The sequence below is a fragment of the Paenibacillus sp. Y951 genome, from assembly GCF_056786395.1.
Genome location: NZ_JBXCIY010000024.1, coordinates 31,674 through 57,892 on the forward strand (window position 1 = coordinate 31,674; position 26,219 = coordinate 57,892).

General features: G+C 37.9%; 20 protein-coding genes and 5 pseudogenes. 15 read left to right on the forward strand and 10 right to left on the reverse strand.

What is annotated here, in order from left to right:
• The first annotated feature begins 742 nt into the window (after positions 1-742).
• The 4 genes from AC1TPB_RS22320 (at position 743) to AC1TPB_RS22335 (ending at position 8,313) form a co-directional block, all read left to right on the forward strand.
• On the forward strand, positions 743-1,729 hold the full coding sequence (locus AC1TPB_RS22320; protein ID WP_482078504.1) for a hypothetical protein: 987 nt from the start codon (positions 743-745) through the stop codon (positions 1,727-1,729).
• Positions 1,730-2,062: 333 nt separating this feature from the next.
• Positions 2,063-2,986, forward strand: a complete 924-nt coding sequence (locus AC1TPB_RS22325) for a hypothetical protein (protein ID WP_482078505.1) — start codon at positions 2,063-2,065, stop codon at positions 2,984-2,986.
• 607 nt (positions 2,987-3,593) lie between these two features.
• A complete protein-coding gene (locus tag AC1TPB_RS22330; protein WP_482078506.1) occupies positions 3,594-7,331 on the forward strand; it encodes a hypothetical protein in 3,738 nt (1,245 codons plus the stop codon).
• Positions 7,332-7,806: 475 nt separating this feature from the next.
• Positions 7,807-8,313 (forward strand): competence protein CoiA family protein, encoded by a 507-nt coding sequence (locus AC1TPB_RS22335; protein WP_482078507.1) that lies wholly within the window; start codon positions 7,807-7,809, stop codon positions 8,311-8,313.
• Between the two features lie 778 nt (positions 8,314-9,091).
• Here AC1TPB_RS22335 and AC1TPB_RS22340 read toward each other — a convergent pair.
• Positions 9,092-10,287, reverse strand: a pseudogene (locus AC1TPB_RS22340) (IS3 family transposase); the annotation flags it as partial.
• 756 nt (positions 10,288-11,043) lie between these two features.
• Here AC1TPB_RS22340 and AC1TPB_RS22345 point away from each other — a divergent pair.
• The 5 genes from AC1TPB_RS22345 (at position 11,044) to AC1TPB_RS22365 (ending at position 14,390) form a co-directional block, all read left to right on the forward strand.
• The gene (locus tag AC1TPB_RS22345; protein WP_482078508.1) at positions 11,044-12,297 is read left to right on the forward strand and encodes a hypothetical protein; all 1,254 of its coding nucleotides are present in this window, start codon (positions 11,044-11,046) and stop codon (positions 12,295-12,297) included.
• On the forward strand, positions 12,284-12,934 hold the full coding sequence (locus AC1TPB_RS22350) for a 3'-5' exonuclease (RefSeq protein WP_482078509.1): 651 nt from the start codon (positions 12,284-12,286) through the stop codon (positions 12,932-12,934). The genes AC1TPB_RS22345 and AC1TPB_RS22350 overlap by 14 nt, the downstream gene beginning before the upstream one ends.
• A 158-nt stretch (positions 12,935-13,092) precedes the next feature.
• Positions 13,093-13,599, forward strand: a complete 507-nt coding sequence (locus AC1TPB_RS22355) for a nucleoside-diphosphate kinase (protein WP_482078510.1) — start codon at positions 13,093-13,095, stop codon at positions 13,597-13,599.
• 139 nt (positions 13,600-13,738) lie between these two features.
• Positions 13,739-14,035 carry an aldo/keto reductase gene (locus AC1TPB_RS22360; protein ID WP_482078511.1) on the forward strand — a complete coding sequence of 99 codons (297 nt, stop codon included), beginning with the start codon at positions 13,739-13,741 and terminating at the stop codon, positions 14,033-14,035.
• Positions 13,995-14,390 (forward strand): aldo/keto reductase, encoded by a 396-nt coding sequence (locus AC1TPB_RS22365; protein WP_482078512.1) that lies wholly within the window; start codon positions 13,995-13,997, stop codon positions 14,388-14,390. The genes AC1TPB_RS22360 and AC1TPB_RS22365 overlap by 41 nt, the downstream gene beginning before the upstream one ends.
• Positions 14,391-14,800: 410 nt before the next feature.
• On the opposite strand, the gene AC1TPB_RS22370 is transcribed toward AC1TPB_RS22365, so the two are convergent.
• Positions 14,801-14,947, reverse strand: a complete 147-nt coding sequence (locus AC1TPB_RS22370) for a hypothetical protein (RefSeq protein WP_482078513.1) — start codon at positions 14,945-14,947, stop codon at positions 14,801-14,803.
• A gap of 166 nt (positions 14,948-15,113) precedes the next feature.
• Between AC1TPB_RS22370 and AC1TPB_RS22375 the strand changes: the two are divergent.
• The 3 pseudogenes from AC1TPB_RS22375 to AC1TPB_RS22385 all read left to right on the forward strand — a co-directional run.
• Positions 15,114-15,215 (forward strand): annotated as a pseudogene (locus AC1TPB_RS22375) (IS66 family transposase); the annotation flags it as partial.
• A 186-nt stretch (positions 15,216-15,401) separates the two neighbouring features.
• Positions 15,402-15,728, forward strand: a pseudogene (locus AC1TPB_RS22380) (toprim domain-containing protein); the annotation flags it as partial.
• 164 nt (positions 15,729-15,892) lie between these two features.
• Positions 15,893-16,829 (forward strand): annotated as a pseudogene (locus AC1TPB_RS22385) (transposase); the annotation flags it as partial.
• A 133-nt stretch (positions 16,830-16,962) separates the two neighbouring features.
• On the opposite strand, the gene AC1TPB_RS22390 reads toward AC1TPB_RS22385, so the two are convergent.
• The gene (locus AC1TPB_RS22390) at positions 16,963-17,142 is read right to left on the reverse strand and encodes a hypothetical protein (RefSeq protein WP_482078514.1); all 180 of its coding nucleotides are present in this window, start codon (positions 17,140-17,142) and stop codon (positions 16,963-16,965) included.
• A 364-nt stretch (positions 17,143-17,506) separates the two neighbouring features.
• Between AC1TPB_RS22390 and AC1TPB_RS22395 the strand changes: the two genes are divergently transcribed.
• A complete protein-coding gene (locus AC1TPB_RS22395; protein ID WP_482078515.1) occupies positions 17,507-17,782 on the forward strand; it encodes a hypothetical protein in 276 nt (91 codons plus the stop codon).
• A gap of 315 nt (positions 17,783-18,097) precedes the next feature.
• Here the strand turns inward: AC1TPB_RS22395 and AC1TPB_RS22400 are convergent.
• Positions 18,098-18,284: pseudogene (locus AC1TPB_RS22400) on the reverse strand (transposase); the annotation flags it as partial.
• Positions 18,285-18,458: 174 nt separating this feature from the next.
• Between AC1TPB_RS22400 and AC1TPB_RS22405 the strand changes: the two are divergent.
• Positions 18,459-19,169 carry a 4'-phosphopantetheinyl transferase family protein gene (locus AC1TPB_RS22405; RefSeq protein ID WP_482078516.1) on the forward strand — a complete coding sequence of 237 codons (711 nt, stop codon included), beginning with the start codon at positions 18,459-18,461 and terminating at the stop codon, positions 19,167-19,169.
• Positions 19,170-19,697: 528 nt separating this feature from the next.
• Here AC1TPB_RS22405 and AC1TPB_RS22410 read toward each other — a convergent pair.
• The 6 genes from AC1TPB_RS22410 to AC1TPB_RS22435 all read right to left on the reverse strand — a co-directional run bounded on the left by AC1TPB_RS22410 (position 19,698) and on the right by AC1TPB_RS22435 (position 23,008).
• Positions 19,698-19,928, reverse strand: a complete 231-nt coding sequence (locus tag AC1TPB_RS22410; RefSeq protein ID WP_482078517.1) for a hypothetical protein — start codon at positions 19,926-19,928, stop codon at positions 19,698-19,700.
• Between the two features lie 5 nt (positions 19,929-19,933).
• Entirely contained in the window at positions 19,934-20,137 is a 204-nt protein-coding gene (locus AC1TPB_RS22415; RefSeq protein ID WP_482078518.1) for a hypothetical protein, read from the reverse strand.
• Positions 20,138-20,144: 7 nt separating this feature from the next.
• A complete protein-coding gene (locus AC1TPB_RS22420) occupies positions 20,145-20,378 on the reverse strand; it encodes an AAA family ATPase (protein WP_482078519.1) in 234 nt (77 codons plus the stop codon).
• A 144-nt stretch (positions 20,379-20,522) separates the two neighbouring features.
• Complete coding sequence (locus tag AC1TPB_RS22425; protein WP_482078523.1) at positions 20,523-20,747, reverse strand: hypothetical protein; 225 nt, start codon at positions 20,745-20,747, stop codon at positions 20,523-20,525.
• A gap of 1,264 nt (positions 20,748-22,011) precedes the next feature.
• On the reverse strand, positions 22,012-22,767 hold the full coding sequence (locus AC1TPB_RS22430; RefSeq protein ID WP_482078524.1) for a transposase: 756 nt from the start codon (positions 22,765-22,767) through the stop codon (positions 22,012-22,014).
• Positions 22,742-23,008 (reverse strand): hypothetical protein, encoded by a 267-nt coding sequence (locus AC1TPB_RS22435; RefSeq protein WP_482078520.1) that lies wholly within the window; start codon positions 23,006-23,008, stop codon positions 22,742-22,744. Before AC1TPB_RS22435 ends, AC1TPB_RS22430 begins: the two co-directional genes overlap by 26 nt.
• Before the next feature lie 695 nt (positions 23,009-23,703).
• On the opposite strand from AC1TPB_RS22435, the gene AC1TPB_RS22440 reads away from it, so the two are divergent.
• The coding region (locus AC1TPB_RS22440; protein ID WP_482078521.1) for a non-ribosomal peptide synthetase at positions 23,704-26,219 on the forward strand (2,516 nt) is incomplete at its 3' end.

Below are 26,219 nucleotides of genomic sequence, written 5' to 3' on the forward strand. Positions count from 1 at the left end.
AGACATTAATTATATTATATGGATAGATGTGTTTAAATAAAAGCTCAAACTTGAAAAATGTTTTAAGTTACCCTAGTTAACAAGGCATTGTAGACTTTTTTAAGATTGACTTTTTCGAATGAAAAGTCAATTAGAGAAAATGGTTTTAATTCCTCTTGTGAACAGCTGAAAGTCAAAGTGCTTAAAACGAATGCGAAAATGATACAGACTAATCTTAATTGTTCCCCCGGAAGTGTCGGGATCCTAGCCATTTCTCCTAGCATGCTGCGTGTTGAACCGCTGTGCACATATCGTGCGACATGGTGGACAGGTTAGAGCCATGTGTCGAACGGCACGCCGAAGACATCGGCCAGTTGCGAACCCAAAACTGCAGTTCATACTCCTGGATGTTCTTCCTGCCGCGTGACTTAGTTGTAGAGGGCTTTCCAGACTAATGCATTTTTTTAACCAAGGTCTCTCATATGGCTTTTCGCTGAGTATAGTTTAATACTTATTTCACAATATCTGAAGATTTTTTTGAAACCGTTAACCGCTTCAGATTATCTATTTGATTATATTACTTTATTTTCTTTTGAGATACTCAATTAGTTCAGTGGTCAATACGGTCGTAGGTGGCCAGATCCTAGTAGTAGACTTGCTACTTAAGCCAATTTTAATAGATTAATAGGGGATAATTATAAATACCGATATGAGATCTGCAGCATGTACACTACGCTGGAATTTCTCCAGAAAGGATAGAAAAATGAAACCTTTTATATATTTACCAGACAATCAAAAAAAATCTTATATTCGTCGAACAAACAGTTTTGTTGACACATATATAGAACGCCTGGCCGTCCAATTTAATAACTTGGACAAAGAGGCTGAAGATGCAACTGAACAACGTTATCAAGAATTAGGTACGTTTTTTGATCCAGACCGTCATGATCCATCTGATTTCGTGGAGGATGCACATGACTTTGGTATTGAATATTGGCAAACTTTAAGTTTGATGAAGTACAATACCTATATGATGACACTAGCCACGTTATATCAAGTGTGGGAGCAACAGATCCGTGACTTGGCTTTCCGGGAAATCACTCGATATCACAAATTGATCGGTAAGGATCGTAAAGAACTACAATTTAAAAACTTTTGTACTAAATTCCCTGATTTGGAGGATCTATTTCAGAATAGCGATTGGACTCCAGCATCAATAACATCCTGGAATACGATTAATGAGCTCAGATTGGTTCAAAATGTAATTAAACATGGGGATGGATCCGCAGCTAAGCAGTTATATGACCTTCAACCAAAGTTCTTTGAAAAAGTCGGGGACACATTGTTAATGGATTTGTATGGCACGACTCTTAATGAGATTTCCTTGTCTATTCCAAATACCGAAATCGAACGATACCGGGATGCTTTGATTGGGTTCTGGGAAGAGATTCCCGAACGATTATACTTCACTATTAAAGATTCGCCTCTCCTTGTGGAGGGACCTATAAGCTTGCAGGAGAATGCAGGTACGGGAGTTTGGGCTCATTATGTACAGCAGCACCGGCTAATCCCAGGAACTATCATTCAGATCCGTTTTAATAAAAAGCATTGGATAACAGGAGAATATAATTGGAGCGGTAAGTGTACAGATCTGCCGGAGCTTCACAGCAAAAACAAATCGGATTTACTTGTTTTTCGGTTGAATCACAGTGTTAAATTTGAAGTAGAATTTTCAGAACTCAAACCATAAATTACTCTATGAAAATATATAATTATTCAAATCATGTTGTTCTTGTGTCGCCGTTTCATCCAAGGGATAAGGAGTTTTTGTGTTACCGGACACTTTTGGCGGAACGACCGGCGGCAGACCGCGGCTCAATTTCCATCCAGATGTGGGTAGTGGGGAAGCGCCGCCAGTTACTGGTCAGCAACTCTAGTTCTAGACTCCTTATTTCGAAAGAAAATAAAGTATTAGACTCATAACGTCCCATTAAACTAGGGGCATGAGAGTTTAATCTCTTCATGAATTCATATAAGCACTAGGGAGCGAATTGGACAAAATAATGAAGGGAGTTGTAATTTAGTGAATCACGATGATTTGATGACTATTTTTATTCAACTAAGTCCAAAGGAACGAATGGCTATTGTGGAGAATTACTGTGCAAAGCATGAGATTGAAGGTCCCGACGGTTTAGGAGGGCAACTAGATTACGCAAGAAAGATCATAAAGGGACGTGCTGAAGAGGATCCATCAGTTCTTAGAGATTTTTATGAGATTCAATTCACGCTCTGGGCACTAGATTATCTTGGGTGTGCTCACATCGCTGATAAGTTCTCAAGTGTTATGAAAATTGGTGGATATTACGGGGATACTGATCCTTACACTGGGGATGGTATCAATTACTTTAAGAACGCGTTACTTGAAATGCAAGTTGGATTAAGGATGGTCGAGTCAGGAATTCCCGTCATTCAACCTCCTGATCATACGGGTGAACCTGATTACATTTTAGAAAGTAACCACGTTGTGCTTGAGATCAAAGCACCGGCCTCAAGATTAGGTTTATTTCAATCGATTATTAAGGCAGTTTTTCAAATCGAGAAAAGCGGCATTCCTGGTATTATTATCGTTACGTTAGATCACATGATATCCCGCGGTAAAAACACTGCAATTCTGTCCGAGCTACCTGTGGAGTTACAGAAAATTATTATAAGTGCCTTACCCATCGATTCGAAGTCTAACACTATTGGAATCATTGCAGAGTGGTGCGATTGGTCTTGTGGCATTTCAACCGTACAACCGATAATGAACACTGTTAAAGCAGGCTTTACAGAAAACCAAACTGTTATGAAAAAAGTTTGGCAGGCATTCTCTACCGATGATGTATCGGCTGGTTTAATCGTAGTATCTGATTCTGATACTATCTTTACATATACTAATGACTACAAACCAGCTACTAATCCTGTAGAGTTTTTTAATATTACATGGCCGGATTATAATGATGTATAGTTACCAACAATTTGATAGTCAGCTATAGTATAGGAATTTTAAATCTAAAGGTCAGTTTCTATCTTGTGGTGCAAAAACTCGACATAGTATATGATCTTATCATTTGATTTGAGTTTTCGTTCAACTCCCTCGGTACGTTAGCTGATTAAACCGCCCCCCACTGAACTGCCCCCCAAATGTTAGTCAATGAACTGTGACCCTAATTGTGAATATTGCAAAAAAGAAACTATGATGCAATGAGATAGCTTCTGAATTCATCAGGTGTTATTCGAACGTTGTGGCGAACTCTTGTAAAATCTCTATGTGAATTCTAAATTTAGCACCGTATCTTTTTGAAGGTAGGTCACCCCTTTCATTGAAATTTGAAACAGCTGAAATACTTAAACCCAACTACTCTGCTGCTACTTGAACAGTCAAAAGATCTGAAAGTGTGAGCATTTGTTATTCCTCCTCGGTTATGTTTAACATAAAAATCAGCTTCCTACGTCTCAGACTCTCTATCAAAATGGATCCATAAAGGGTTCCAAAAAAAAAAAAAATATAGGATACCTTCCAGAATCTGTCGAAATTAGTATAGCGTCTAACATAACTACCTTGGGGGTTTACAATGTCTAAATTAAATCAAATTCAAAATAGAATTCGTGAATTAAGTGGGGATGTATTTCAGAAGGTTGCTGACGCTTATCTGCATATGAAGGGTTATAGCGATATTAATCCACTAGGATCAGTCATTGGTGCTGATAAAGTTAGAAAAGGTACACCTGACTCATTATGCACACTTCCAAATGGGAAATATGCTTTCTTTGAATACACAACACAGCAATCAAATTTATACAAGAAAATTATTGAAGATTTAGAGAAGTGTTTTGATGAAGGTAAAACTGGTATAGCTGTGGATCTAATCGATGAGGTTGTTTACTGTCATACGTCTTCACTTTCGACAGAAGAAGAGAAAGGTATAAGAACACTATGCCAAGACAAAGAAGTTAATATTAATATTTTTGGAATAGGCCCACTTTCTTTCGATTTCTATCAAAAGTATCCAGGTATTGCAAGGGATCTTTTAGGCGTTGAAGTAGACACTGGTCAAGTTATTACAATAGAAGAATTTGTTTCAGCCTATAATAAAAGTGCAGTGGCGACTCCGTTAGACACCCAATTCCACTTTAGAGAAGAAGAAGTAAATACTATATTAACTGCACTGGAAACTACAGATTTAGTAGTGATCTCTGGACGATCAGGTGTAGGGAAACCAAGAATAGCCCTTGAGTGTTGTCATAAATTCAAACAAATTCATACAGAGTACGAAATAAGGTGCGTTTTTAACAGAGGTGTTAGTATTTTTGAAGATTTGGCTGTTCACTTTTCTGATTCCAAGCCCTTTTTAATCTTTGTTGATGATGCAAATAGGTTAAACCAACTTGATTATGTACTCCAATGGATACACAAACAGGAATTCGGTCGAAAAATAAAAATAATTGCTACAGTGAGGGATTACGCAATAGAGAAAATTCAAAATATTGCCCGCCAGTACGGTGGAGGTTATGAATTAGAAATTAATCCGTTGAATGATGAGCAGATTAGTAATTTAATCGAAGAAGAATTTGAGATAAAAAACGGCCATTACTTAGAAAGAATATCTGAAATAGCAAAGGGAAATCCACGGCTTGCTATTATGGCAGCGAAAGTAGCAAAAAGGGAAAATAACCTTCAGAGTATCAGAGATGTAACTATGATTTATGAAGAATATTATGAGTCAATAAAAAGGGATATTGATGCGTTAGATGATGTGAATATTAAGAAATCCGCTGGAATAGTTTCTTTTTTTCGTACTATAGATTTCTCAAATAACGATCAAATGACCTCCATCGAGGAAGCATTCTCAATTTCTAAGTACGAATTTTGGGAAGCCGTAAAGAAATTACATGATATTGAAGTATTTGATATGTACGAAAACGAAGCAGTAAGAGTTTCGGATCAGGTTTTGGCTACATATCTATTCTATTTGACGGTTTTTAAGGAGAAATTAATCGATTTTTCAGTCTTACTAAACAACTCCTTTCCGAATAGAAAACAGTTAATAATTGATGCTATCAACCCTGAGTTAAATTCCTTAAATACCAAAGATATTATGGAGGATATGAGTTCTCATGTTAAGAATGCATTAGCTACTGCAAAAGAAAACGGTGACGATGAAACAACTATTGAACTTTATAGCATGTTTTGGTTTATAGATCGAACTTCAACACTTTTATATGTAAGAGACAGTGTGAAGGGGCTAGAGCCAGAGGAATTCGATTATAAGGACTTCCAAATAAAAAAGGATAATAACATACCTAGACCATCTCTACTTAGTATATTGAGTGCTTTTATTTCGTCTGAAAAAGAGATGTTCAAAATGGCAAATGAACTTCTTTTATCATTGTTCGATAAACGCCCAAGTCTAAACTCCTATGTCTATACGATATTAACGGAGGCATTCGGTTTTGATGTAGATTCCCATTTGTTCGATTATGAACACCAACACATTGTATTAGATGTATTGTGGAATAAAATCCAAATAAATAAAAATGATGCTTTGATAAAATTATTTGTTAAAATTGCAGATAACTACTTAAAAACAAAATTCGAAAGTACGGATTACCAAGGGAAATCAGTACGATTTATAAATTTTGAGTTATACAATTCAGACTCTCTAAATCACTTAAGAACAAAAATATGGAATTATATAATTGAGCTGTACAAAAATAAGGAACTACGTAGCGAAGTACTTGAACTGATTTATAACTATAGTTCGTCACGTTTAGACGTATGTACTACAGAAATAATACAAAGTGATTCCATCGTCCTTTTCCCATTTATCGTGAATTCTTTTGATAAAGAAAGCTATTTGGAATGCAGCATTTTACAAGAATATTTGGATTTGTTAAAAGATCATAAAATTGAGTTCGACATAAAGGTGCAGGAGAAATTTAAAAATGAAACTTATACTCTATCCGAGTTGTTATTTGGGGAGGAGTTTGACTACAGTAAAATAACAGAGATCAGAAATGAAAAAATTAGAGACTTTTTTGGAGAATATACCCAGGTTGATTATCTAAACTTCTTTAAGCAATGTATCGATATTAAGGCGAGCGGCTTTCTTAAAAATCGAGATGAGTATAGGTTTCAAGAAAGTTTATTTGAGGTTTTCGGTGCACTATTAGATCGAGATGCTACACTGGGTATAACGGTCTTTAATGAATACTTGAATCTAGACGATCCGTTATCCATTAATCCTATATCCTTTTTGGCAGTATTCACTTCAAGAGTGGAAGATTATAAATCACTGTCCATTATTATTAGCAATTCGCATGTTAAATCGATAAATAAATGGCTATATGGATACTTGTTCCATTTACCAAAAGATAATATCACAGAAGAAGATGCTGGTTTATTACTTACTCTTTACAAAGAAGCTAGCCCTGATCAAATACCATATCAAACAGATTATCTTTTGAAATATATGGAGAAAAATAAAAAAATGATTACCATAGTTATTGCAATACTTTTGGAACGGACCAAAGTTAACAAACGATTTGTCGGAGCATTTGAGATGATGTTTAATCCTCATACAGAAATCAATAAGAATCTTATAATGCTGTTTAAGGCCGATATTGACCTTTTGAAACGGGCTTATTTAGTGGTACTTGAGTGTTGTCATCATCATGTTGATTACGATGGTTCGAACCTGTATAAAATTCTTGAATTAGAACCTAAATTTATGCTTGAATTAATAAAAAGATGCGAGGATTTGAAGAATCGCAGTTACCATGATGACAATGATTATTCTTGTGTTTGGCTGCATGAAGAATATGATGAAATTATGGAAGAAGTAGTACTTTCTATATTTGAATATGAAAAAACTAGATATTCATATAGAGAACCTCTATTAGAAGCTATTTTCTTACACAATAGAGAGGGAAATGCCTTAGTTATAGAGAGGCAAGATAAATTTTTGAAGAAGATTATTCTCAAGCTGCATTCAAACATAGAACTAATGAGAATGGTTTTCTATATTATTTCAAACTTCTCTACGGAAAGAAGATTGTCCTTACTTCAAGTGTTTTTATTATATAATCAAGATTATTTTCATTTCAGAAAACTACCGCTTGAAGAAAGTTCAAGTAGTTGGTCGGGGAGTGAGGTGCCTATACTACAACAAAGAATAGCTTATTTTGAATCGGTATTAGGACTTTTAAATTCTGTTGACTTGCTTGAACATAAACATGGAATAGAAGGTCAAATAAATTATTTGCGGGATAGAATAGAGCAAGAAAAGAAGATGGATTTTCTAGACGATTGAATGCAATCACTATTATTTTGTGAATACTCGTTTACAGATGTAAATTTGGATTGAGTAATTATGTATAAAAATGATTAGCATAAGTAGTTGAAATGCTTCTGATAAGAGATTTTGGAGTAATAATTGCACATAATGATGCTTCTTGTACATTGTTTACTATCTTTATGAAAATAATAGTTTCAGCAATAGTAGGTATTATCTTTAGTTTATTTCTATCTAAACGCAAAGCAAGTAAAAGTAAGTGAAATTCAATACATGGTTAACCCTTTTAGGAGTGGAAGTATAAAGAAGCGACATTATTGGATTTACTTCGTCCAGTTCTGTAGCTTCTTATTTTATAGTCATGAATTAATTAAATGTAGTGTTGTTACTAATCAGTTGATTCTATTTCCGCTCTATTTATCGATTCAAAATCTTCATAGAATGATATAATTGGATCATAGTACCATTTTTTGATTAGAAAGGTCGTGATACGATGGAAATATCTTGGCTGTTAACGAATGAAATTAATCTTGAACAAGAAAAAATGAATTTACAATTAACAGGATTGACCTGGGATCAAATTGAACATTCCTTACGATCAAAATATGGAGAAAGCTCAAAAAAAGGATTATTTCAATGTAAATGCTGCCAGTCCGTCACTACTATAGTTCTTAGCAATGAAAAAGTATGCCACTTTAAGCATAAAAGCACTGAAGAATGTACCGCATCGGAAAATTACAAGAGAAGTTTACGCGATAAACCCTTTCAAAATAGTCAACTTCATCGAATTGGAAAGAGTGCAATACGAAATCAATTAAATCATAGTTTGTTTCGGTATCAAGCAAACATTATGGATGGATACTTATATCGCAAAGAACTGAAATATGTTCCTGATTTTATTGTGGAATGGCCAAATGGCGAACTCTGGAGTTTTGATTATATTACAGGAACTAAATCAGACGCTTACCAGCAATATTTAGTTAAAAAGCAACTTTATTAAAAATCATTAAATATTAAGAGTTACTTTCTTTTTAATGAAAATCAAATTGCATTACATAAAGAACATAATGCTCTCGCACTTAGTCATGCCGAAAAAGGAGCTTTGCCCTTTCTATCAAGACATAGCAAATGGGAAGAACTTATTTCTGATATAGATGAAAGGTACGAGAAAGATGTATTGGTACCCGATGTAAGACTAACATTATCTGATAACCATGTATACCGACTGATATATTTCACCAATGAGTTCGAAGGGATTCTATACCACGTCACAAAATTATTGTTAAAGCCTAACTCTCGTATTCCTAATATACCTAATCAATGGTATATGGTTATAGGAGAGGCTACGAAGCTGCCATTAGATGATTTGTTTCGTTATCAAGAGATTGAGAAGTCTTTCTCTTGGGAAGGCATAAATATCGACTCAGAAGGTTTTAATACATGGGTGCGATTAGTTGAACATAATCAAGAGGTTGCTGCATCTACTTCTACAGAAAATAAACATATAGAAATAGGTAAAGATGAAGAACATCCAATAATCACAATAGTTAATAAATCAACAAAAACAGGAGAAACAACTCGATTTTTAACTGATGATGATGAAATTCAAGAGTTTCTGTACGTAATCTCTCTCATGAAAAATTCAGAACTTTTAGATTCAAGCCCGGGATTTATTTATCGCATCAAAGAGTGTGAAGCTGCTATTGAAACCTATATACATGACAAAGTCTTCCCTAAAGAAGTGAGAACAAAAATAAAGATGATGAAAATTGCATTGTCTTATAATCTACTTCATCTTTTAAATGACCAAAGAATGATTCCATTTAGCGTTATCTAAACAGTTTCTACGACGTGACATGGACTGCAACAATCCCGTCTCTTTGACACGATATTGTTACTGAGGATGAGTATAGTGAAATCCTTGATCAGAATGGATGATTGCTTCTGAATGAATGTTACCATCTAGTGCTTCTTGTACATGCTTTAGCGTGTCTTATACAAAGTCCATCCATAGATTTGTAGATATCTTGTAAGCGACAATTTCCCTTGTAGCTACATCTTTTACACAAGAAAGATATGCAGTTTGTCCTCCAAGGTATGGAAGGTAAGTAATATCCGTTAAGAACACTTTAGAGACCTCATCTTGTATGAATTGACGGTCTAGATGATTCGACATACTACGATGTACAGCAGTTGCCTTAGCAAGGTTTCGATAAGGATTAGCACGCCTTACTTTAGACAATAAATGATACTTATGCATTAAGCGAAGTATTTTCTAATGGTTCATAGGTACATCAAACTTGTCTGATAACTCCATATAATATCCGCGATAGCCGATTTTACCATTCGAAGCGTCATACATAGATTTTAATAAAAGATAATCTTGATAGTACTGTTCATCACGAAGACTATGCTTTTCGATATTTTGAATCCATTTATAGTAAACAATACGGCGTACACCTGCTTGTTTTCATAGATAACTTGTGATGTTTTTTAGTTGGAAGAGACGAATCACTTCATTTATGACTTGATACTTTTCGTATGGTTTCAAGATCGTCTCTTGCTCGCCTGCCTTTCGAGTTCGTCAAATTTTTTAGAAACGTTAATTCAGCCTCTAAATATTGAATATGTGCTTCTGCTTTTTCAAGTTTTTTCTCAACCGTAAGTTACTTGGATGTGGGACGTCCGTTACCACCTTTACCACGACGTTCCTCTAGAAATCCTGTTTCTCCATATGTTTTATATGTTGTTTTCCATCGATCAAGTGTACTTTGTACTTTCTTCAACCCAATGATGTTTAGGTCAATCCATTGTCCATAAAAATCTGCATGGGACCCATACCATCTAGGTTTTGTTTAACAGCTTTTATTTTGAATGCAGCGGTATATTGTATTGCACGATCTGATACCGAAGAAACATTTGAATTATTTTCTAACATACGTTGTTGATATTCGCTAAAGATAATTTTACTCATATTGACTTATTCCCCGTTTCTATTTACTGATTATTAGTATAATGGGGTTTTTAAACAGACAAAACCCCGAATAGTATACCTTTTTAATAGCGTCTACTATTCGGGGTTAAGTACAATTAATGAGGAGGTACCTTTTTTTGTGTAATTTAATAATTAACTACATGTGGTAACATCACTCGATATACGGCTCTTTCGTACAAAACCAGCATCTATCATGGTAGGGGACATTATAGCCCCGGAGTCAATTCCCACGCGGAGGAACGTTCGACAATGCAAACTTAATTCTCTATACAAATGAAAAAGAGGTCAAATAAAAAGCACTGGTTTATCTCATAATACGAAAGGCCAGGCCAGGATAGTTTAATACAGTCGTTTGTCGATTTTAAGTTTTTATCGACGTATCATTAGATAATATGGGATAATAAGGTACAAATTTATTAAAGAGGTGGATCAATGCGAGAGGAATTTGATGTCCTCATTTATGAATTTCTAAAAATCAATACTAGGATAAAAGCTATGGTGAAATAGGATGTTGCCTGCACGATTTCAAAATTGTGGTGTAAAGGTAGGTAGATTGAACTAATAAGCGAGTTGGTAGATTATCTGCGGCCATATTACAAAAAAGATCAAAATGTTGGATTATACTTAATTTGAAGAAATAAGGTCAGTGCCAACTCCTGATATTCAGTATCACTTAAAGATGAAATCGTAATTTTGCAAAATGCCCAAATATATCATTAAATAAAATTTCAACAAATGGAGGATATTAAAATGGTAGCGATTAATGCTAAATTGGTAGGTAAATATAGTTTGAAGTTACTTTCAGCAGAAGAAAGAAGTGGTACCTCTTCCTATATGTTGGATTATATTAATTATCGAAAAACAGGGCTAAGCTTAAATCATGTAATTGGATGTCCTTTAAATTGCGGGTATTGCGTCAGACATTTTTGGGGGAATTTCGATGAGAAGGTACCTAGAATGATATGTGATGATAATACAGCGATTTACTCTCTGATATCCCATAAGTACTTTATCCCGCATAAAACTCCTATTCAACTATTTAACAAAGCAACGGATCCTTTTCTTCCAGCGGTAAAAGAGCATACCTTTTATATACTTAAAGAGTTGGATATTAAAGGACTTAAGAATTTAATTACTATTATCACACGATATAAGGTCACAAAAGAAGATATGGATTTTTTAGAAGAATTAAAAAATATTAAAGTTGTTCTGTATTTTACATACTCAGGAATAACCGATACTAAAATAGAGCCTATTCAAGCAACGGGTATTACGGTAGAATCGATTAAAATCGCAAATATGTACAAGAGAAGAACAAAAGTTATCTTATACTGGAGACCATTGGTCATCGGATGGAACGATAGTGATGAAACAATGAAACACGTTCTCCAAATTGGCGATCTGTGCGACGCAATTGTCTTTACAGGCTACTATAGCCGGGAAGAAAACTCGAAATATTTCGAAAGTGTGGGTGTCGAAATACCCTATGAATCATTTCAAAGAAGAAAGATTATGCCTTATGATCTTGACCAAAAGGTTATAATGATGCATAAACAATCAGGTATTAAAACTCCGTTATTTAGAAAGACATCGTGTGGGGCGACATTCGTTCATGATTTACCCGATTACAACGGACATTGGGGAGTAAATGAACTATGTGACATCTGTCCGAATGAACAGAGAGAGCGTTGTGCGAGTGCCTACATTGCACCGAATATCTACCAATTGATAAAAGAAATGGAGTATTTAGGGTGTGATCCTAGTGTCTTGATTGAGGATGGACACGTGTGGACAAATGCCTTGGGTGAAGAGCGAAGATATTACTTACAACATATGTTTGGTTATCAAATGTGGGATATCAATCTTCCTCATTTTAAAGATCAACATGGTAGAGGTGATGTTGGGTTTAATTCGAGTCAAGCTCAACAAAAGTGGTATGATGAAAAGAGAGAAGAATTTAAAAAAGGAGTAATAAATGAAGATGAATGAAAATACGGTTGAATATTTGAATGTCTTGCTTAAAGAGAATAAGGTAATTTCATTTGATTTGGAAGGAACAGGAGGGCAGGATAAAGATTTTGAAGAAATCGTTGAGTTATCATTTGTACGTATCAAATCAAATTTATTATTAGAAGATAAATTAAGTTCAACTGTCAATCCAGGAAGAAGAATAAAGCGATTTCCGTGGACAAAACACTCTATAAGTGATCGTGATCTGGAAAAGTCTCCAAAAATTGATGTTATAACCAGTAACATTGAGAATATCGTTCAAGATAGTATTTTGGTGGCGCATAATGCGAGAGTTGATTGGACATTGCTTAAGCGGAAATGCCCCAATCTTTCTCCGTTAGGGGTTATAGATACTTTAAAAATGTCAAAAATTATTTTTCCAAATCAAAGGATACATAAAGCCGAGTCCTTGATTGATCGATTTAATCTCGGAACGACTTTACAAAGTCTTACAAATTATCATCCACATAGAGCGCAGTACGATGCGTTCGCTGCAGGTCTGTTTTTTATTCATCTTATTGATGTCTCTAAACAACATTTGAATATTGCTGAAATAGTATCAAAGTATGGTCTTAAAATAGATCCTGATGAAGTGCATCAAATTTTACTTTTTTAAAATTGTTTTTTACTTTTAGTGTAAGTTTTACTTTGATTAGACCCTATTTGAGTTTCAATTCCGACTCCACTGCAGTGGGTCAAAAATTCAGGATAATTCAGGTGCCGTTGTAACGTTGTTAGTTAATAAAACACATCAACTGAATACAAGGAGATATTATGGAAGAAATAACCTTAGTCATGCTGAAACCCGATTGTTTAAATGATAATCATCAATCTGAAATTTTGAAATTAATTAATACTTCGGTAGATGCCACTCTTGTAGCAGGTAAAAGGGTAATCGTAAACAAGGACATGATATACAATCATTGTAGTAGTCTTATTGTAAGAATGGGAGATCAGGTCAAACAGAAATTAAAGATGAAATATGATGGAAACGAAGTTCTTATACTATTATTCAAAGGTGAAAATGTGATCCAGAAGATGAAGGATATGGTAGGTGCCTCAGACCCAAGCAAAGCAGGTCCTGATACCATACGTGGGAGATTCAGTAAAGACAGTTTTGAACTTGCTGCCCAAGAGCAAAGATTAGTGGATAATTTAATACACTGTTCCGATAACGCAGATGATTTTTATAAGGAATTCAACATTTGGTTCGACGGTAAAATCACTTATAATGATCTATTTTTCGCTATTGATGAGGGGCGGGCGCCAGATGAAATATAGAACGGTCGGAAACAGTGGCTTAAAAATTAGCGAGGTATCATTAGGAAGTTGGTTAAAGTATGGAGCAGCACTGGATTTTAAGAAAACATAACTATGTATATCGACAGCTATAAATGAGGGAATCAATTATTTTGATACCGTGAATTTATTTGGCAGTGGATTGGCAGAAGAAGTACTAGGCAACGTATTGAAAGAATATAAACGAGAATCCCTGGTTATAGGTACAAAGGTTTTCTTCCCAATGGGGTCTAGCCCAAATGAGCAAGGTTTATCTAGGAAACACATTATTGAGCAATGCAACGCCAGTTTAAAAAGATTAAATGTTGACTACATAGTTGTATCTGACAGCAATAGAATGAGACGAATGATATCTAATCGGCCGAAATACAATTTATTTGAACGTTCGATCGAAAAGGATATTATTCCGAGTTGCTAGGAATCAGTCAACTTGTTTATTCCCGCTTGCACAGGAGCTTTTAACAGGTAAATACAGTTCTAGCGTCAATATTCCTGAGTCATATCGTGCTGGAAATTATCAATCTAATATGTTTCTTAAAGGTATTATCAATGATTCAAATATAGAGAAGGTAAAAAAGATAATAGAAATAGCAAGCTCTTTAGGAATTACGATGTCTCAACTGGTTTTAGCTAGGATTCTGCGATTAAATAACGTTAGTTCTGCAATTACAGGAGCTAAGGATCCTAAACAAATTATTGAAAATACTAAAAGTGTCGAAATAGTCTTATCCACTGAAACAATTCAACTAATTGAAGAGATAATTGATAAATAAAACATTAGTTTGTTATTGTAGTAGGTGATATATTGATTAAACATTTCTTGAATTGCTCGTTACTTTCAAATTCTTGTGTATATAAAAACTAGGGTTTTGAGAATCCAATGAAGCTCTATATTATTGCATTATCGTAGCAGTTTCCTTTAAGTGACTTACTTTGAACTATCCTAAGTTCTTTAATACTTGCTGATATGCTAGCTTTGGTAGAATGGATTAACAGATTGTCCTCGTCATTAATGTGTTTTATTATAAATGCTAACTTTAAAATGTACACTGTTTTTATTGATTCGTTAGATGATTGGGATCGACGTCAGGATCTTTTTTATGATGTCAATGGTTCCTAATAGAATATCACGTGCCATCTAAGTTTTAGTACTTCTTCATTCACGACTACTTGTACTCCTACTTCAAGGATCATTAAGTCTTTGATTATGTGCTTTGTAACGGCCATTTAATTCGCTAAAGTCAATCCATTGCAGAGTATGTCGGTTATTAATGGGCAAAGCAGATGAAAAAACTGTTTCAAGAGATTTGGAAGTTGGTCGAATATTCATGTCAAAACAGTACCTCCTTGTCTAAGTATGAATCCATGCGTCCATGGATCACTACGATCACCTTATTACAACGTAAAGGTCGAATAGTAGAGCGAGAAGTTCGTTCTAAGACAAGGCCAAGAGGCCGACCGGTAAAGAGTAAGCGACTCCTTCTTCAAAAACGTCGATTTTTCTGTTTCTTTGGGAAGCACACATTCCGTTTGATAATAATCAAGCAGAGAGTGATTTGCGTATGTTGAAAGTGAAGCAGAAGGTATCAAGCTCATTCTGTACGAAATCCCGTGCAGATTACCTTAAGGAATTGATATTTAATTGCCAACATGCAGATGATATAATAATGGGAAATAAGAAATTACCACTTTAAATGGTCCAGAGCAAGTAACTCGGGCCTTTTTTATTTGCAGTTTTCGTTCGCATCTTTGAATAGATATATTAATTAAGGAGCTATAATCTGTTGAAGACATTAATTATTGCGGAAAAACCGGATATGGGACGTAATATTGCAGCTGCAATAGACCCCAAGGCGAAAAATAACCGTTCATATTTTGAAGGCGAACAGTATATTATTACTTGGGCAATAGGGCATTTAATTGGATTAGCAGAACCAGATGCCTATGATGATAAGTACAAGAAATGGAACATATACGATTTACCAATAATCCCTGATCATTTTAAATTAGTTCCCAATAAAAAGACAATTGACCAACTTAAAATCATTGCAGACTTGGCTAAACGGTGTGATTCGATTGTCAATTCATGCGATGCCGGAAGAGAGGGCCAATAAATGGTAAGTTAGTATTAAAGATAGTTGAATTCTCTTTGCTACATACGAGGGCACTGAAAAAGTCTATATAATCTACTTAGCGAGGTATGCGCCGATTCAATCGTCGCATACCTCGTTTTTTTCATTTATAATAGAGTTACTAAATGCAGATGGTGCTCTAGATGATTTCAAACCAATTAACACTCAACTTAAGTCCATTCATGAATTTACGATATCGTCGTGCCTCAAGATAATATGCTTCGTCAAATTAATGAACTTGTGGACTTTACATTTATTTTAGAAGAATTAAAGACCAAGTATTGTTTAGATAACGGACGTAATGCGATTTCTCCGATCCGTATGTTTTAGTATTTATTGTTAAAAGCTATTTTTGATGTATCAGTTGTAGACATTGTTGAACGTTCAAAATATGATATGTCTTTTAAATACTTCTTAGATATGGCACCAGAAGATCCAGTTATCGATTCAAGTTCGCTCACAAAATTCCACAGGCTTCGTCTTAAAGATGTACGTTTATTGGATATGCTTATCGAAAAAACAGTTGAAATCGTATTGGAAAAAGAAATTCTCAAAAGTAAAACCATCATTGTGGACGCCACGCATACAAAAGCAAGTTATAACCAGAAATCACCGAAAGAATTTTTACAAGAAAAATCAAGGAATGTTCGAAAAGCTGTCTACAAAATTGATGAATCTATGAAAGATAAATCCCATCCCAAACCAATTTCTAACGAAATAAAAGATGAACTAGCTTACTGTGAAGAAGTCATTGAAGTGATTGAAGACGAACCAAAGTTTGTCCATATCCCAGCGGTAAAAGAAAAGCTGAATATTTTGAAAGAGATCGTAGAGGACTATGACGAACAGCTGCACTATTCGGCAGATTTAGAGACACGTGTCGGCCAGAAAACAGCGGACCCTTCTTTCTTCGGATACAAAACACATATCGCCATGAGCGATGAACGAATCATTATAGCTGTGCTAGTGACAACGGGCGAAAAAAATGATGGAAAGTATTTAAAATAACTCGTCGAAAAAAGTCAATGTACAGGGATGGAAATCAAAATCGTCATTGGCGATGCGGTCTATTCAGAAAAGAAAGCACACCGGTTGTGGCTGTTCGAAAGTAAAGTACGGTCGGACCTTCTACACCAAAGCCAAAGATGATCCAAGGCTGTTTACCAGAACGCCTCGTGATTCGCAGCAATGGAAGCTGATTTACAAACGACGATCATTCATTGAACGTTCGAACAAGCGGGAGAAGATTGACTACAAGCTCGAATCTGGCAGGCATCGTTCCACTATGATGTGGTACATGCGACTCTATGGCATTATGATCTGCCAGCACATGGAAGCTTGGTATGTGAGCCGGAAAAACGAGTGGGATACGTTGAAACCACGTTTTTTTCATTCTGCACATTAATTTTTAAAACGTCATCTTCAACAATTGGTGAAGTCCGCCTCTTTTTGAAACTGGTTTTCAACTTCCAGTTCTTCCAGTTCTTCCAGCTCTCATGTGCGCATTTTTCATTCGACCTCCATTTTTAGCTCTCCTAATTCCGTGAGGCTATATAATTTATAATAGAATTTATAGAGTGATCCAGTGTAGGGAAGAGGCTGAGCAAAGATACATAGCTTAAAATAGTTAAGAAGCATTGGCTGGTGATAGCGCGCATGTATGACATCCACCCTAAACCATTCGTAATTGGATAAGAGACAACCTTGACTTCATACCAGCAGAGGAGATTCTAGTGGCTGATGAACATCTACAGGAAATGCGGAGACCACAGGAAGTGGAGCAACGGAATGAAAAGGGGGTTAAAGTGTTCGGTAAAAAGGGCCTATTTATTAAGCGGGGAGAATCAGCTGCATTGGATCTGCACATCATAGGCATCTCTATTTCTACGTATTATGGCCGGAAGAAAAGAGATGTGTCTTCACCACCTGAACGCCACATCGAGAAGTCGGCGTGGCAGTCCTACTCTCATACGTTTGAGGGTGAACGAGTATACGCCGAACGGATCAAAGTATGGTTGTTGGAGCTCATTTGAAGGCGAAGAGTATGTTTACGGGTACTAACTACTCGTGCTATGCATACGTGACAACACAACGTGAAACTAGAAAAAAGAAAGTATACCAACTTTGTGACGAGTTAGGCATTCTTCAAAAACCAAGTCAGGGGGTTCAGACGAATCCGCGTAGTCTGCCGATGAACCTTTGTCGTTACGGGTTCTAAACCAACTATGGCAAATGAATATTGATATTAAGTACGGCTATGTCAGTAGGTTAAGCGATTCCTCTATTTGCTCAGCATCATTGATATGTTCGAGTTACGCAGTAAAGAGGAGGTTCTTGTGAAGCTAGGCCGTTTTGCATGAACCATAACGTTCTTCCGGCAAATCTCGCCAAGCTGCACTACTTCGGGCCATCCAAAGAATGGCATTATACATCGTGCGATTACTTCATTTTGACGGACGTCCTGTTTGATAGGGGGGATATGCCCTTAATTTGTTCCCACTGTTCTTCGTTTATTTCATACCGTCTTTGAATCATGCTCGTTGATCCATTCGTTTTTCTCAAATCATACTACATTATTCTTTAGTTTACAGACAAGTCCTTGTTTACCTCTAACAAGGTTTCACCTTCAAATTCGATTGGCTTGACAGGCGGATAGTTGTATACTGGAAATTAAATTCTTATATCTAAATTAAGGGAGTGCGACTAAAAATGGAGATTCATGCCATTCATTTATCATTCATTACTGACCAAGTGTTGTTAGATAAACTGCTTGTATATGTTTCACCTATTAAAAGAGCCAAGATTAATAAATTCCACCGATTCGAAGACAAATTTCATTCATTAATTGCAGATATACTCTCAAGAGTCGTGATGTGCAGATTGATGCGTATTACTAATCGAGATTTCACTTTAAAACTGGCTGTAAACTCCTATGGAAAACCCTATTTAAAAGATTCATCATGGCACTTCAACTTAACTCATTCTGGAGTTTGGGTGTTACTGGTTATAGACGATGAACCTGTAGGGATTGATATTGAAGAGCAACGAACTATTGATTTGGACATTGCGAGGAGTTTTTTTACCTCTACTGAATATGCTGATTTATCTTCTTTACCATATTTTCAAAGAACCAACTACTTTTATTCATTATGGACGTTAAAAGAAGCATTAATCAAAGCCGATGGTCGTGGACTAGCGCTTCAACTTAATACCTTCTCATTCTCGCTATTTAACGATCAAATTAATTTAGATCCCGGTTATTCCGATTTTCCACAATATTATTTTCGTCAATATGATATTGCTCCTGAATACAGTCTATCTGTATGCGCTATGAATGATAAATTCCCTGAATATATTCATTTTTGGGATATTGAAAATTTAACATCTAGCATACATGACTTATGCAGTTCACGAGATTAACTGGTAATTGTGAAAAACCATGCTTGAATAAACCGGCCACCAATACATAGCAAGCTGCGACGGCCAAAATTCAAAAATAAAAGTTGCAAAGGACATGAGCTTCCGAAAACGCGGTTACTCTAAAAGAGGTTTCAAAGAAAACACCCAAAATCCTGTGAGATATACCTGTTTAAAAAGGTATCCTCCGCAATTGTTTGAGCGACTATTATTTGTTTAGTTTTTTTATTTTTGCAGTTAATCGACTAAAGGTCCGCTTTACAATTGTTGGGGAGATTTGCATAAGTCATGATAAGTTAAGATATATACAGTAGCGGCACTGACTAGGAGGACGGTGTTGCCTCTCACGTGAAATGACGGCGTGGAAATCAACCACAATGACGGAAAAAGTGTAACGCCAACCCGCCAGCATAGTAATAAGTCTAACACCGATCAAAAGAGAAGGCGTATGCCACTCCATGTGAATAAGGAACGTTATACGCCAACCATTGGGGGTGATGGGGATACGTTCAATCAAGTGGTGACACCCCGCTACCGATCCATGTCGGCAAGCACACGGACAACGTCCGCCTCTTCAATCACCTCCAGATTTCGGGTTGAGGCATCAAGCAGAATCTTCATGCAGATTTGGTTTACCACACGCGGAAGTCCTTGGCTTGCAGCGAAGATTTGGCTTAGTGCGCTTTCAGCAAAGACAGGCTTCTCCATCCGACTTACGGTCATATGGTACCGGATGTAGGCGCTCGTTTCCTCCTTGCTCATACCGCCTAGACGCCTAGATGGTACTGCATGCCAACGGGTTGGACCGTCGCCTCATACTTCTTGAGCCGTAGTTTCTTGCGAAGCTCCGGCTTACCGACGAGACTTAAGGGAAATAGTGCGGCGGAATGCATGTTGTAATTGAGTGCGAAACGCAGATTGAGCAGCATGGCTTCACTCATCTCGTGCGCTTCGCCAATCACGCAGACCATAGTGCGCTCACCAGGAGCGGAGCGGGTTGCCAGAGTTTTCGCGCCCGCGAGACGGTGTAGACGGTTCCACGCCGACTGCTTGCAACAAACCTCCGTAGAATTTGCGCGGCTTGAGTGCAGCATAACATAGATAAATCGGCAGATAGGTCATGGGATCGGAGGCGAATAGCTTTCGGATGAGGGGCGACTTACCGCCGCCCACTTCGCCGGTAAGCACACCAAGCGACCGGTGCTGAATCATGAGATCTAGCCGGGCGGACGCTTCCAGGAGTCCATGGGGCTCATAGCAAAGCGCGGGATCCAGACCCTTGCCGAATCGGGCTGGTTGCTGCGTTCATGTCACCTCCCCCTCATTCGCCGGAGCCTAGGAAAGCTCCTGGTTTTCTCACTCATCTTGCCGTTTCTGCTCTGCTAGGTCCAAAAAGGCGACCTGCCCGTCCGGTTTCACCGTAAGCACCGGGGTCTCAGGCGTGGCTCGGCGATCATACGAACGGGGCAAATCCACGACTGTCGCATCGGCATACCGAGCATCGTGCCACACCTGAATCGTCGCGAGGTCAAACGGGTCATAGCGTAACACCACGCATTTCTTGCATAGCTCTAGGTCCACTTCATACAAAGTCTTGTCTGTAAAATGCAATACTTCTTGAGCGTGCCTGAATCGATGAAATCCCTATCTGTACAGTCTAATGGTCAAAATGATCGACTGGAAGAAACGGCGTTCTTATTACTTTTGTCCATAAAATCCCCTCAATAGGAATGTGGGCATACGCCCATTAGGATCCAGGGAAAAAAATTACAAAACATATTATTCCAAATATCTACAAAATGATATATAATGTAACTATATAATTATATATCCTTCTAAGTTAAATGTTGTGATTTTAAGTTAATTTTTGGGTAATGTCGAAAAATGCTTGAGTTTGTAATGCCACACCAATAGTCCCAAAGGCGTCACGTCCAGTTCATAGACGAGTTTGTTCATTTGGGTACGGTCATTATTCTTGGCCACGGTTATCGTCTGCTTTTCTGAAATGACTTCTTGTTCACCGAGAGAGGTCAGACACATATGTATTTTGATGTCTGTCTTCATCTTGCGGAACTCGGCACACTTGAATTTCTGAAGACACAATATGAACGCTGTAGAGTCGATGATTTTGATCTTGCTACGAAACTTGACGTGATAACACCCGCTTGGTCAATTGCTCGAATTCGTGTCGCAGCAGTTCGGTATTAACCCGGCTGAGTAGCACGGCCGAGATAGAGGTTAGACTGAGCTCACGTTAGAAGTCTTCGCACAACACATCGTCGGCGATGTGGCGAGAGTCTTTGCAGCTTCGCAAGCAGAATTAACTTTGTGATAGGCGGTGGTCGTCAGCTTTTTTCGTCTATTTATCTTGCCGGAACTCATGAATATGTGAAAGAAAGTTATGGAGATTTAAGAGAACATTAATACAACTCCTATTTGATGCTAACTGATCGAAGATAAACCATCTCATATTTATAAATAAAGTGAATAATGGAATGGGAGTATATTGAAGTGAATTCAACATTAGTGGGAACGTTGAGGATAAAGACAATTACCAGCAATTAATGAATAGTGCTGGGTGGTTTACTCATTCCTGAATTCGTGATGATCCTGGCTTGAACAGTTCCAACCGAGTCATATTATGGAATTTAATTCACAAGACCATTATTTATTAATTTTATGTACTAGTTTGAAAAATTTAGAGTGTAGACGATCAGAAAACCTGCTCTCTAATCAAGCAGCAAATAGCCAAGAACTATTCTAGGACTGGCTTAGAAGATACGTTTCTGTCATTGAAATGTATGGATTATATGAAAGCTTGGTAGATTCGCCTCACTGTGGAAAATCATGGACTGTAATGTCCGAAGTTGAATGCGGTTTTCCTTGCGTGGCGAGATACCCTTGCTGCGATATAAATCATATTTTGGTTACCGTTCGTATACGACGACGCTTCACTTGGCTTCGCAGCGGCGTATCTTCTTCCTTTTAAACTTTCTTGTCCGATGATACGTAAGAGGTTATATGCTAAACATCCTGCATGTAGGACAAGATTGTTCGTATCAAGCTTCCCAACTGGTAGTCGTTCAAGATCTAAGTCTGTTTTCAGTTCACTATGAAACTGTTCGCTTGTTCCATCGCGGTATAGCTCGATGACACGCCACGGTGCACACCTTAATGAAGTCCAGTATACGTTGACCTCAAGCTCGGGGATAAGGAGCATTTGTCTATCACGATCAATGGTACGCTCTATCACTTGAAACACTTGACGTAAAGGTCGATCGAATCCAGCATCTGGAAATTCAATGGCGCCAACATACATGGTTTTGCCTTCACGAGGATGACAAGCCATTCCTTTGTCTTCGGCGATGCGTAACCATATTTCTTTAGGTGTATTACGTAAATTTAATTTAATTACGTGATTTACGTGTGAATGTGGATGACAGGTTTGTAAGTTTTCTAAACTATCATTACCAGCATCCATTCGCACAAGAATACGCTCGTCTGTAATTTGACGGGCATAGGCAATACTTTCTTCTAAAAATGCAGCTGCATCCAGTCGTTGGCGAAGGGTAGGGCTAGAAGGGACTTTTTGCAGTTCCAGGCATGTTTTGGATCTTTACGAAAGCTTCGACATGATCGAAATCGCTTTTTCCCTGGCAAAGTAGGCCTAAATAGCTTTTCATCACGTCGCCATGAGAATGAAGAGGATGCTCCTTTCCTTTAAGCTTCAAATTGTTTAATCTTTTCGCTAAGTCAGTATGAGACAGCAGTGCACCGACCGTAGTCAAACCTGCATGAGTCGTTAATAATAATTCTTTTGATTGAATAAATTGGATTTTCATGATAGACACCCCGAGGTGAAAATTTGAAATTCGGATATACCTATGTTTTCTGCATGAAAACGCCAATTTCTTTTTGAATACGCTTGATTTCATAAAGTTATTTCACGGATTCAGGTCATTGATAATCAAAGTGATAGAAACAGTGGATGAAATTCAAGTTATTCTATGAGAAAGCGCAGATTCAGTTTATAAATAGCCTCTTGGAAATAGAGCATTGTTGAAGGGGAGGAAGTGGGGGCAGCGAAGCATCGGGCTGGAAATCCTGGAATACTCTGTTCCTTGAACGGAGTATTCGTCAGCAAGTAAAGTGGCGAGCGCTTACAAGTCAGTCATTCAAAGTTTCGCCGCATGTGGGCAGTCCTTATTAATTAAGACGATGCCGGAGCCGTAAGAGGTTTGGAGATGATAGAGGACTAAGTCTTGGTAAGTCGCATGAGGAACGAACACAGGATTCAATAGAAACACACACGTGAATGGTAAGGGTAATCCCCCTCTCGATTTTTGCGGAGGTTCGATAAGTTGATTCGCCAAGAAACTCTTAATTATTTTATTTTCCTTAATGCAATATGCGAGTAAATTAAAAAGACTCCTGCGAGGGTAGGAGGAAATGATCTGAGATGGTACGCGAAAAGTCTTGTCCCATCTGCCTCGGCGAATGCCGAGAGGCTATTTAATATTTAAGGAGGCAATCCATTATGCTAGATTCACCCCAATATCCATTAACGAACGCGCAGAAGAGAATTTGGAATACCGAAAAATTATTGCCGAACACGGGATTAAGTGCACCTTTGTTTTCTTTGAAATTACGATCACAATCAGGCTCCATAGATTACGGGCTATTAAAAAAAGCAATCTTTCATTTAATTGAACGAAATACTATTCTTCGCGCCCGAGTCCTTGAAGAAGATGAGCCTGAACAATATTTTCGAAGTTCTAGCGTTGCGGATTTGAAAGTGATTAATGGATCAATGATTGATGTTGATTCATACATCTTAGAAAATTCTAGGGAAATAATGACTAAGGATAACTTAGATTTAGTTCAAATGGAATTAATTATAATAACTGAAGTTGAATGTGTAATTCTGTTTCGAATACATCATATAATTTGTGATGGTTATACGATGGAATTAATCGCCAAGGAAATCATGGATATTTACCAAGGGTTATTGCGAGGAAGTGTTCCTACTCAGACGAGGCCATCTTACATAGAATTTATCAAAAGTGAATTGGAGTACTTAAATTCCGAACGTTTTGTTCAAGATAGAGAATTCTGGCTACAGGAATTCAAATCCTTTTCCTACGACAGTCAGGATATTCTATATGGCAAGCGATCTGTATGCACGGAAGGCGAAAGAATATCTTTTTCTATTTCGCCTGAAATGTATGATGACATCAGAAGATTTTGCGATACACATAAGATAACTACTTTCACTATGATATTTTCGGCATTGAACTTATACCTGCATAAAGTGACTTTGAACAATGATCAAGTGATCGGAACGTACTACGCTAATCGAACAAATGCCAATGAACAAGAAATGCTCGGCATGATTGTAAGTACCGTGCCATTTCGGATGACCGTCGAGGGCAAGCAAGACGTGTTGTCCTTTATTCAGGCTGTGTTTGAGAAGAAGTCCATTATCGCGAAGCATCAGAAATTCCCTTTTAACTTGCTCGTTCATGAATTACGTAAAAACTACAATCATACGAATCCGTTGTTTCGTGCAGCGATGAATTTTCAAATATCTTCAATTTTTTCAAACGATTTGTTCGAATATGAACTAGACCTGGTATTCGGTGGTCACGAAGAGAACGATCTTATGATCAGGGTGAAGCATACGAAGGCGAAACAGCATTTGAGATTGGACTTCGATTATCGTACCGATCTATTCAGTGACGATGATATTACCCTGATGTATTCCCATATCTCTAATCTGATTCAGCAGATTATCCATGATCCCCATCAATCAATCGATGAACTCAATTTGTTAACTCCTGCCGAAAGACAAAAATTGTTGAACGATTTTAACGACACGAAGGCGGAGTATCCTAAGGACAAAACGATTTACGCGCTGTTCGAGCAACAGGCGGAGCAGACTCCAGAAGCGGTGGCGGTCGTATTCGAATCTACCCGAATGACATATGGTGAGCTGAACGTGAAGGCGAACCAACTGGCGCATGAGCTACGGGCACGAGACGTAGGAACCGACCAAATCGTGGGGATTATGACGGAGCGCTCGGTCGAAATGATCGTGGGGATTCTCGCGATCCTAAAGGCCGGCGGTGCGTACTTACCAATGGACCCGGCGTACCCTTCTGAGCGGATCGCGTACATGCTGGAAGACAGCAGGGCCGATCTTCTGCTCGTATACGGTGACGCAGAAGTACCGCAAGATTACGAAGGAACCGTGCTGAACCTGGCGGACGCGTCGCTGTATGCGGGCGACACTTCGAACTTGCCAGCAGCAAGCGGTCCGATGGATCTGGCGTACGTGATCTATACGTCGGGATCGACGGGACAGCCGAAAGGAGCGATGGTGGAGCATCGTAACGTCGTGCGGCTACTCTTTAACGACTGCAATCTGTTCGACTTCGGCGCGAGCGACGTCTGGACGATGTTCCATTCGTTCTGCTTCGATTTCTCGGTATGGGAAATGTACGGCGCGTTGTTGTATGGAGGTAAGCTGGTTATTGTGCCGAAACGGACAACACAGGAACCGCGGTTGTTCGCCGAAGTGTTGGAACGCGAACGCGTGACGATACTGAACCAAACGCCTACGGCTTTCTACAGTCTGATCCATGAAGTGTGCGACAAGAAAACGAAGCGGAATCTGTTTATCCGCAAAGTGATATTCGGCGGGGAAGCGCTGTCTCCCGCACAACTGGAACCGTGGGCGAAGGCGTATCCGGATGCGCTTCTGATCAACATGTATGGTATTACGGAAACGACTGTACACGTGACGTACAAGGAAATAACCGGCGAAGATATCCGGACGAACATCAGCAATATTGGGAAACCGATCCCTACGTTGTCGGTCATGATTCTAGATAAGAACGGACACCTTGTTCCTCTAGGGGTAGTAGGGGAAATGTACGTGGCTGGGGCAGGCGTGACGCGCGGATACTTGAACCGCCCGGAGCTGACGGCGGAGAAGTTCGTGGACAACCCGTTTGAACCTGGCGAGCGAATGTACCGAACGGGAGACCTTGC

Coding starts and splice junctions, on each gene's coding strand:
- AC1TPB_RS22355 (WP_482078510.1), top strand. CDS start 13,093: ATGGAAGAAATAACCTTAGTCATGCTGAAACCCGATTGTTTAAATGAT.
- AC1TPB_RS22345 (WP_482078508.1), top strand. CDS start 11,044: ATGGAGGATATTAAAATGGTAGCGATTAATGCTAAATTGGTAGGTAAA.
- AC1TPB_RS22405 (WP_482078516.1), top strand. CDS start 18,459: ATGGAGATTCATGCCATTCATTTATCATTCATTACTGACCAAGTGTTG.
- AC1TPB_RS22335 (WP_482078507.1), top strand. CDS start 7,807: ATGGAAATATCTTGGCTGTTAACGAATGAAATTAATCTTGAACAAGAA.
- AC1TPB_RS22330 (WP_482078506.1), top strand. CDS start 3,594: ATGTCTAAATTAAATCAAATTCAAAATAGAATTCGTGAATTAAGTGGG.
- AC1TPB_RS22410 (WP_482078517.1), bottom strand. CDS start 19,928: ATGAGCAAGGAGGAAACGAGCGCCTACATCCGGTACCATATGACCGTA.
- AC1TPB_RS22370 (WP_482078513.1), bottom strand. CDS start 14,947: ATGAATATTCGACCAACTTCCAAATCTCTTGAAACAGTTTTTTCATCT.
- AC1TPB_RS22320 (WP_482078504.1), top strand. CDS start 743: ATGAAACCTTTTATATATTTACCAGACAATCAAAAAAAATCTTATATT.
- AC1TPB_RS22390 (WP_482078514.1), bottom strand. CDS start 17,142: ATGAAAAAAACGTGGTTTCAACGTATCCCACTCGTTTTTCCGGCTCAC.
- AC1TPB_RS22435 (WP_482078520.1), bottom strand. CDS start 23,008: ATGAAAATCCAATTTATTCAATCAAAAGAATTATTATTAACGACTCAT.
- AC1TPB_RS22420 (WP_482078519.1), bottom strand. CDS start 20,378: ATGATTCAGCACCGGTCGCTTGGTGTGCTTACCGGCGAAGTGGGCGGC.
- AC1TPB_RS22395 (WP_482078515.1), top strand. CDS start 17,507: ATGCGGAGACCACAGGAAGTGGAGCAACGGAATGAAAAGGGGGTTAAA.
- AC1TPB_RS22350 (WP_482078509.1), top strand. CDS start 12,284: ATGAAGATGAATGAAAATACGGTTGAATATTTGAATGTCTTGCTTAAA.
- AC1TPB_RS22415 (WP_482078518.1), bottom strand. CDS start 20,137: ATGGTCTGCGTGATTGGCGAAGCGCACGAGATGAGTGAAGCCATGCTG.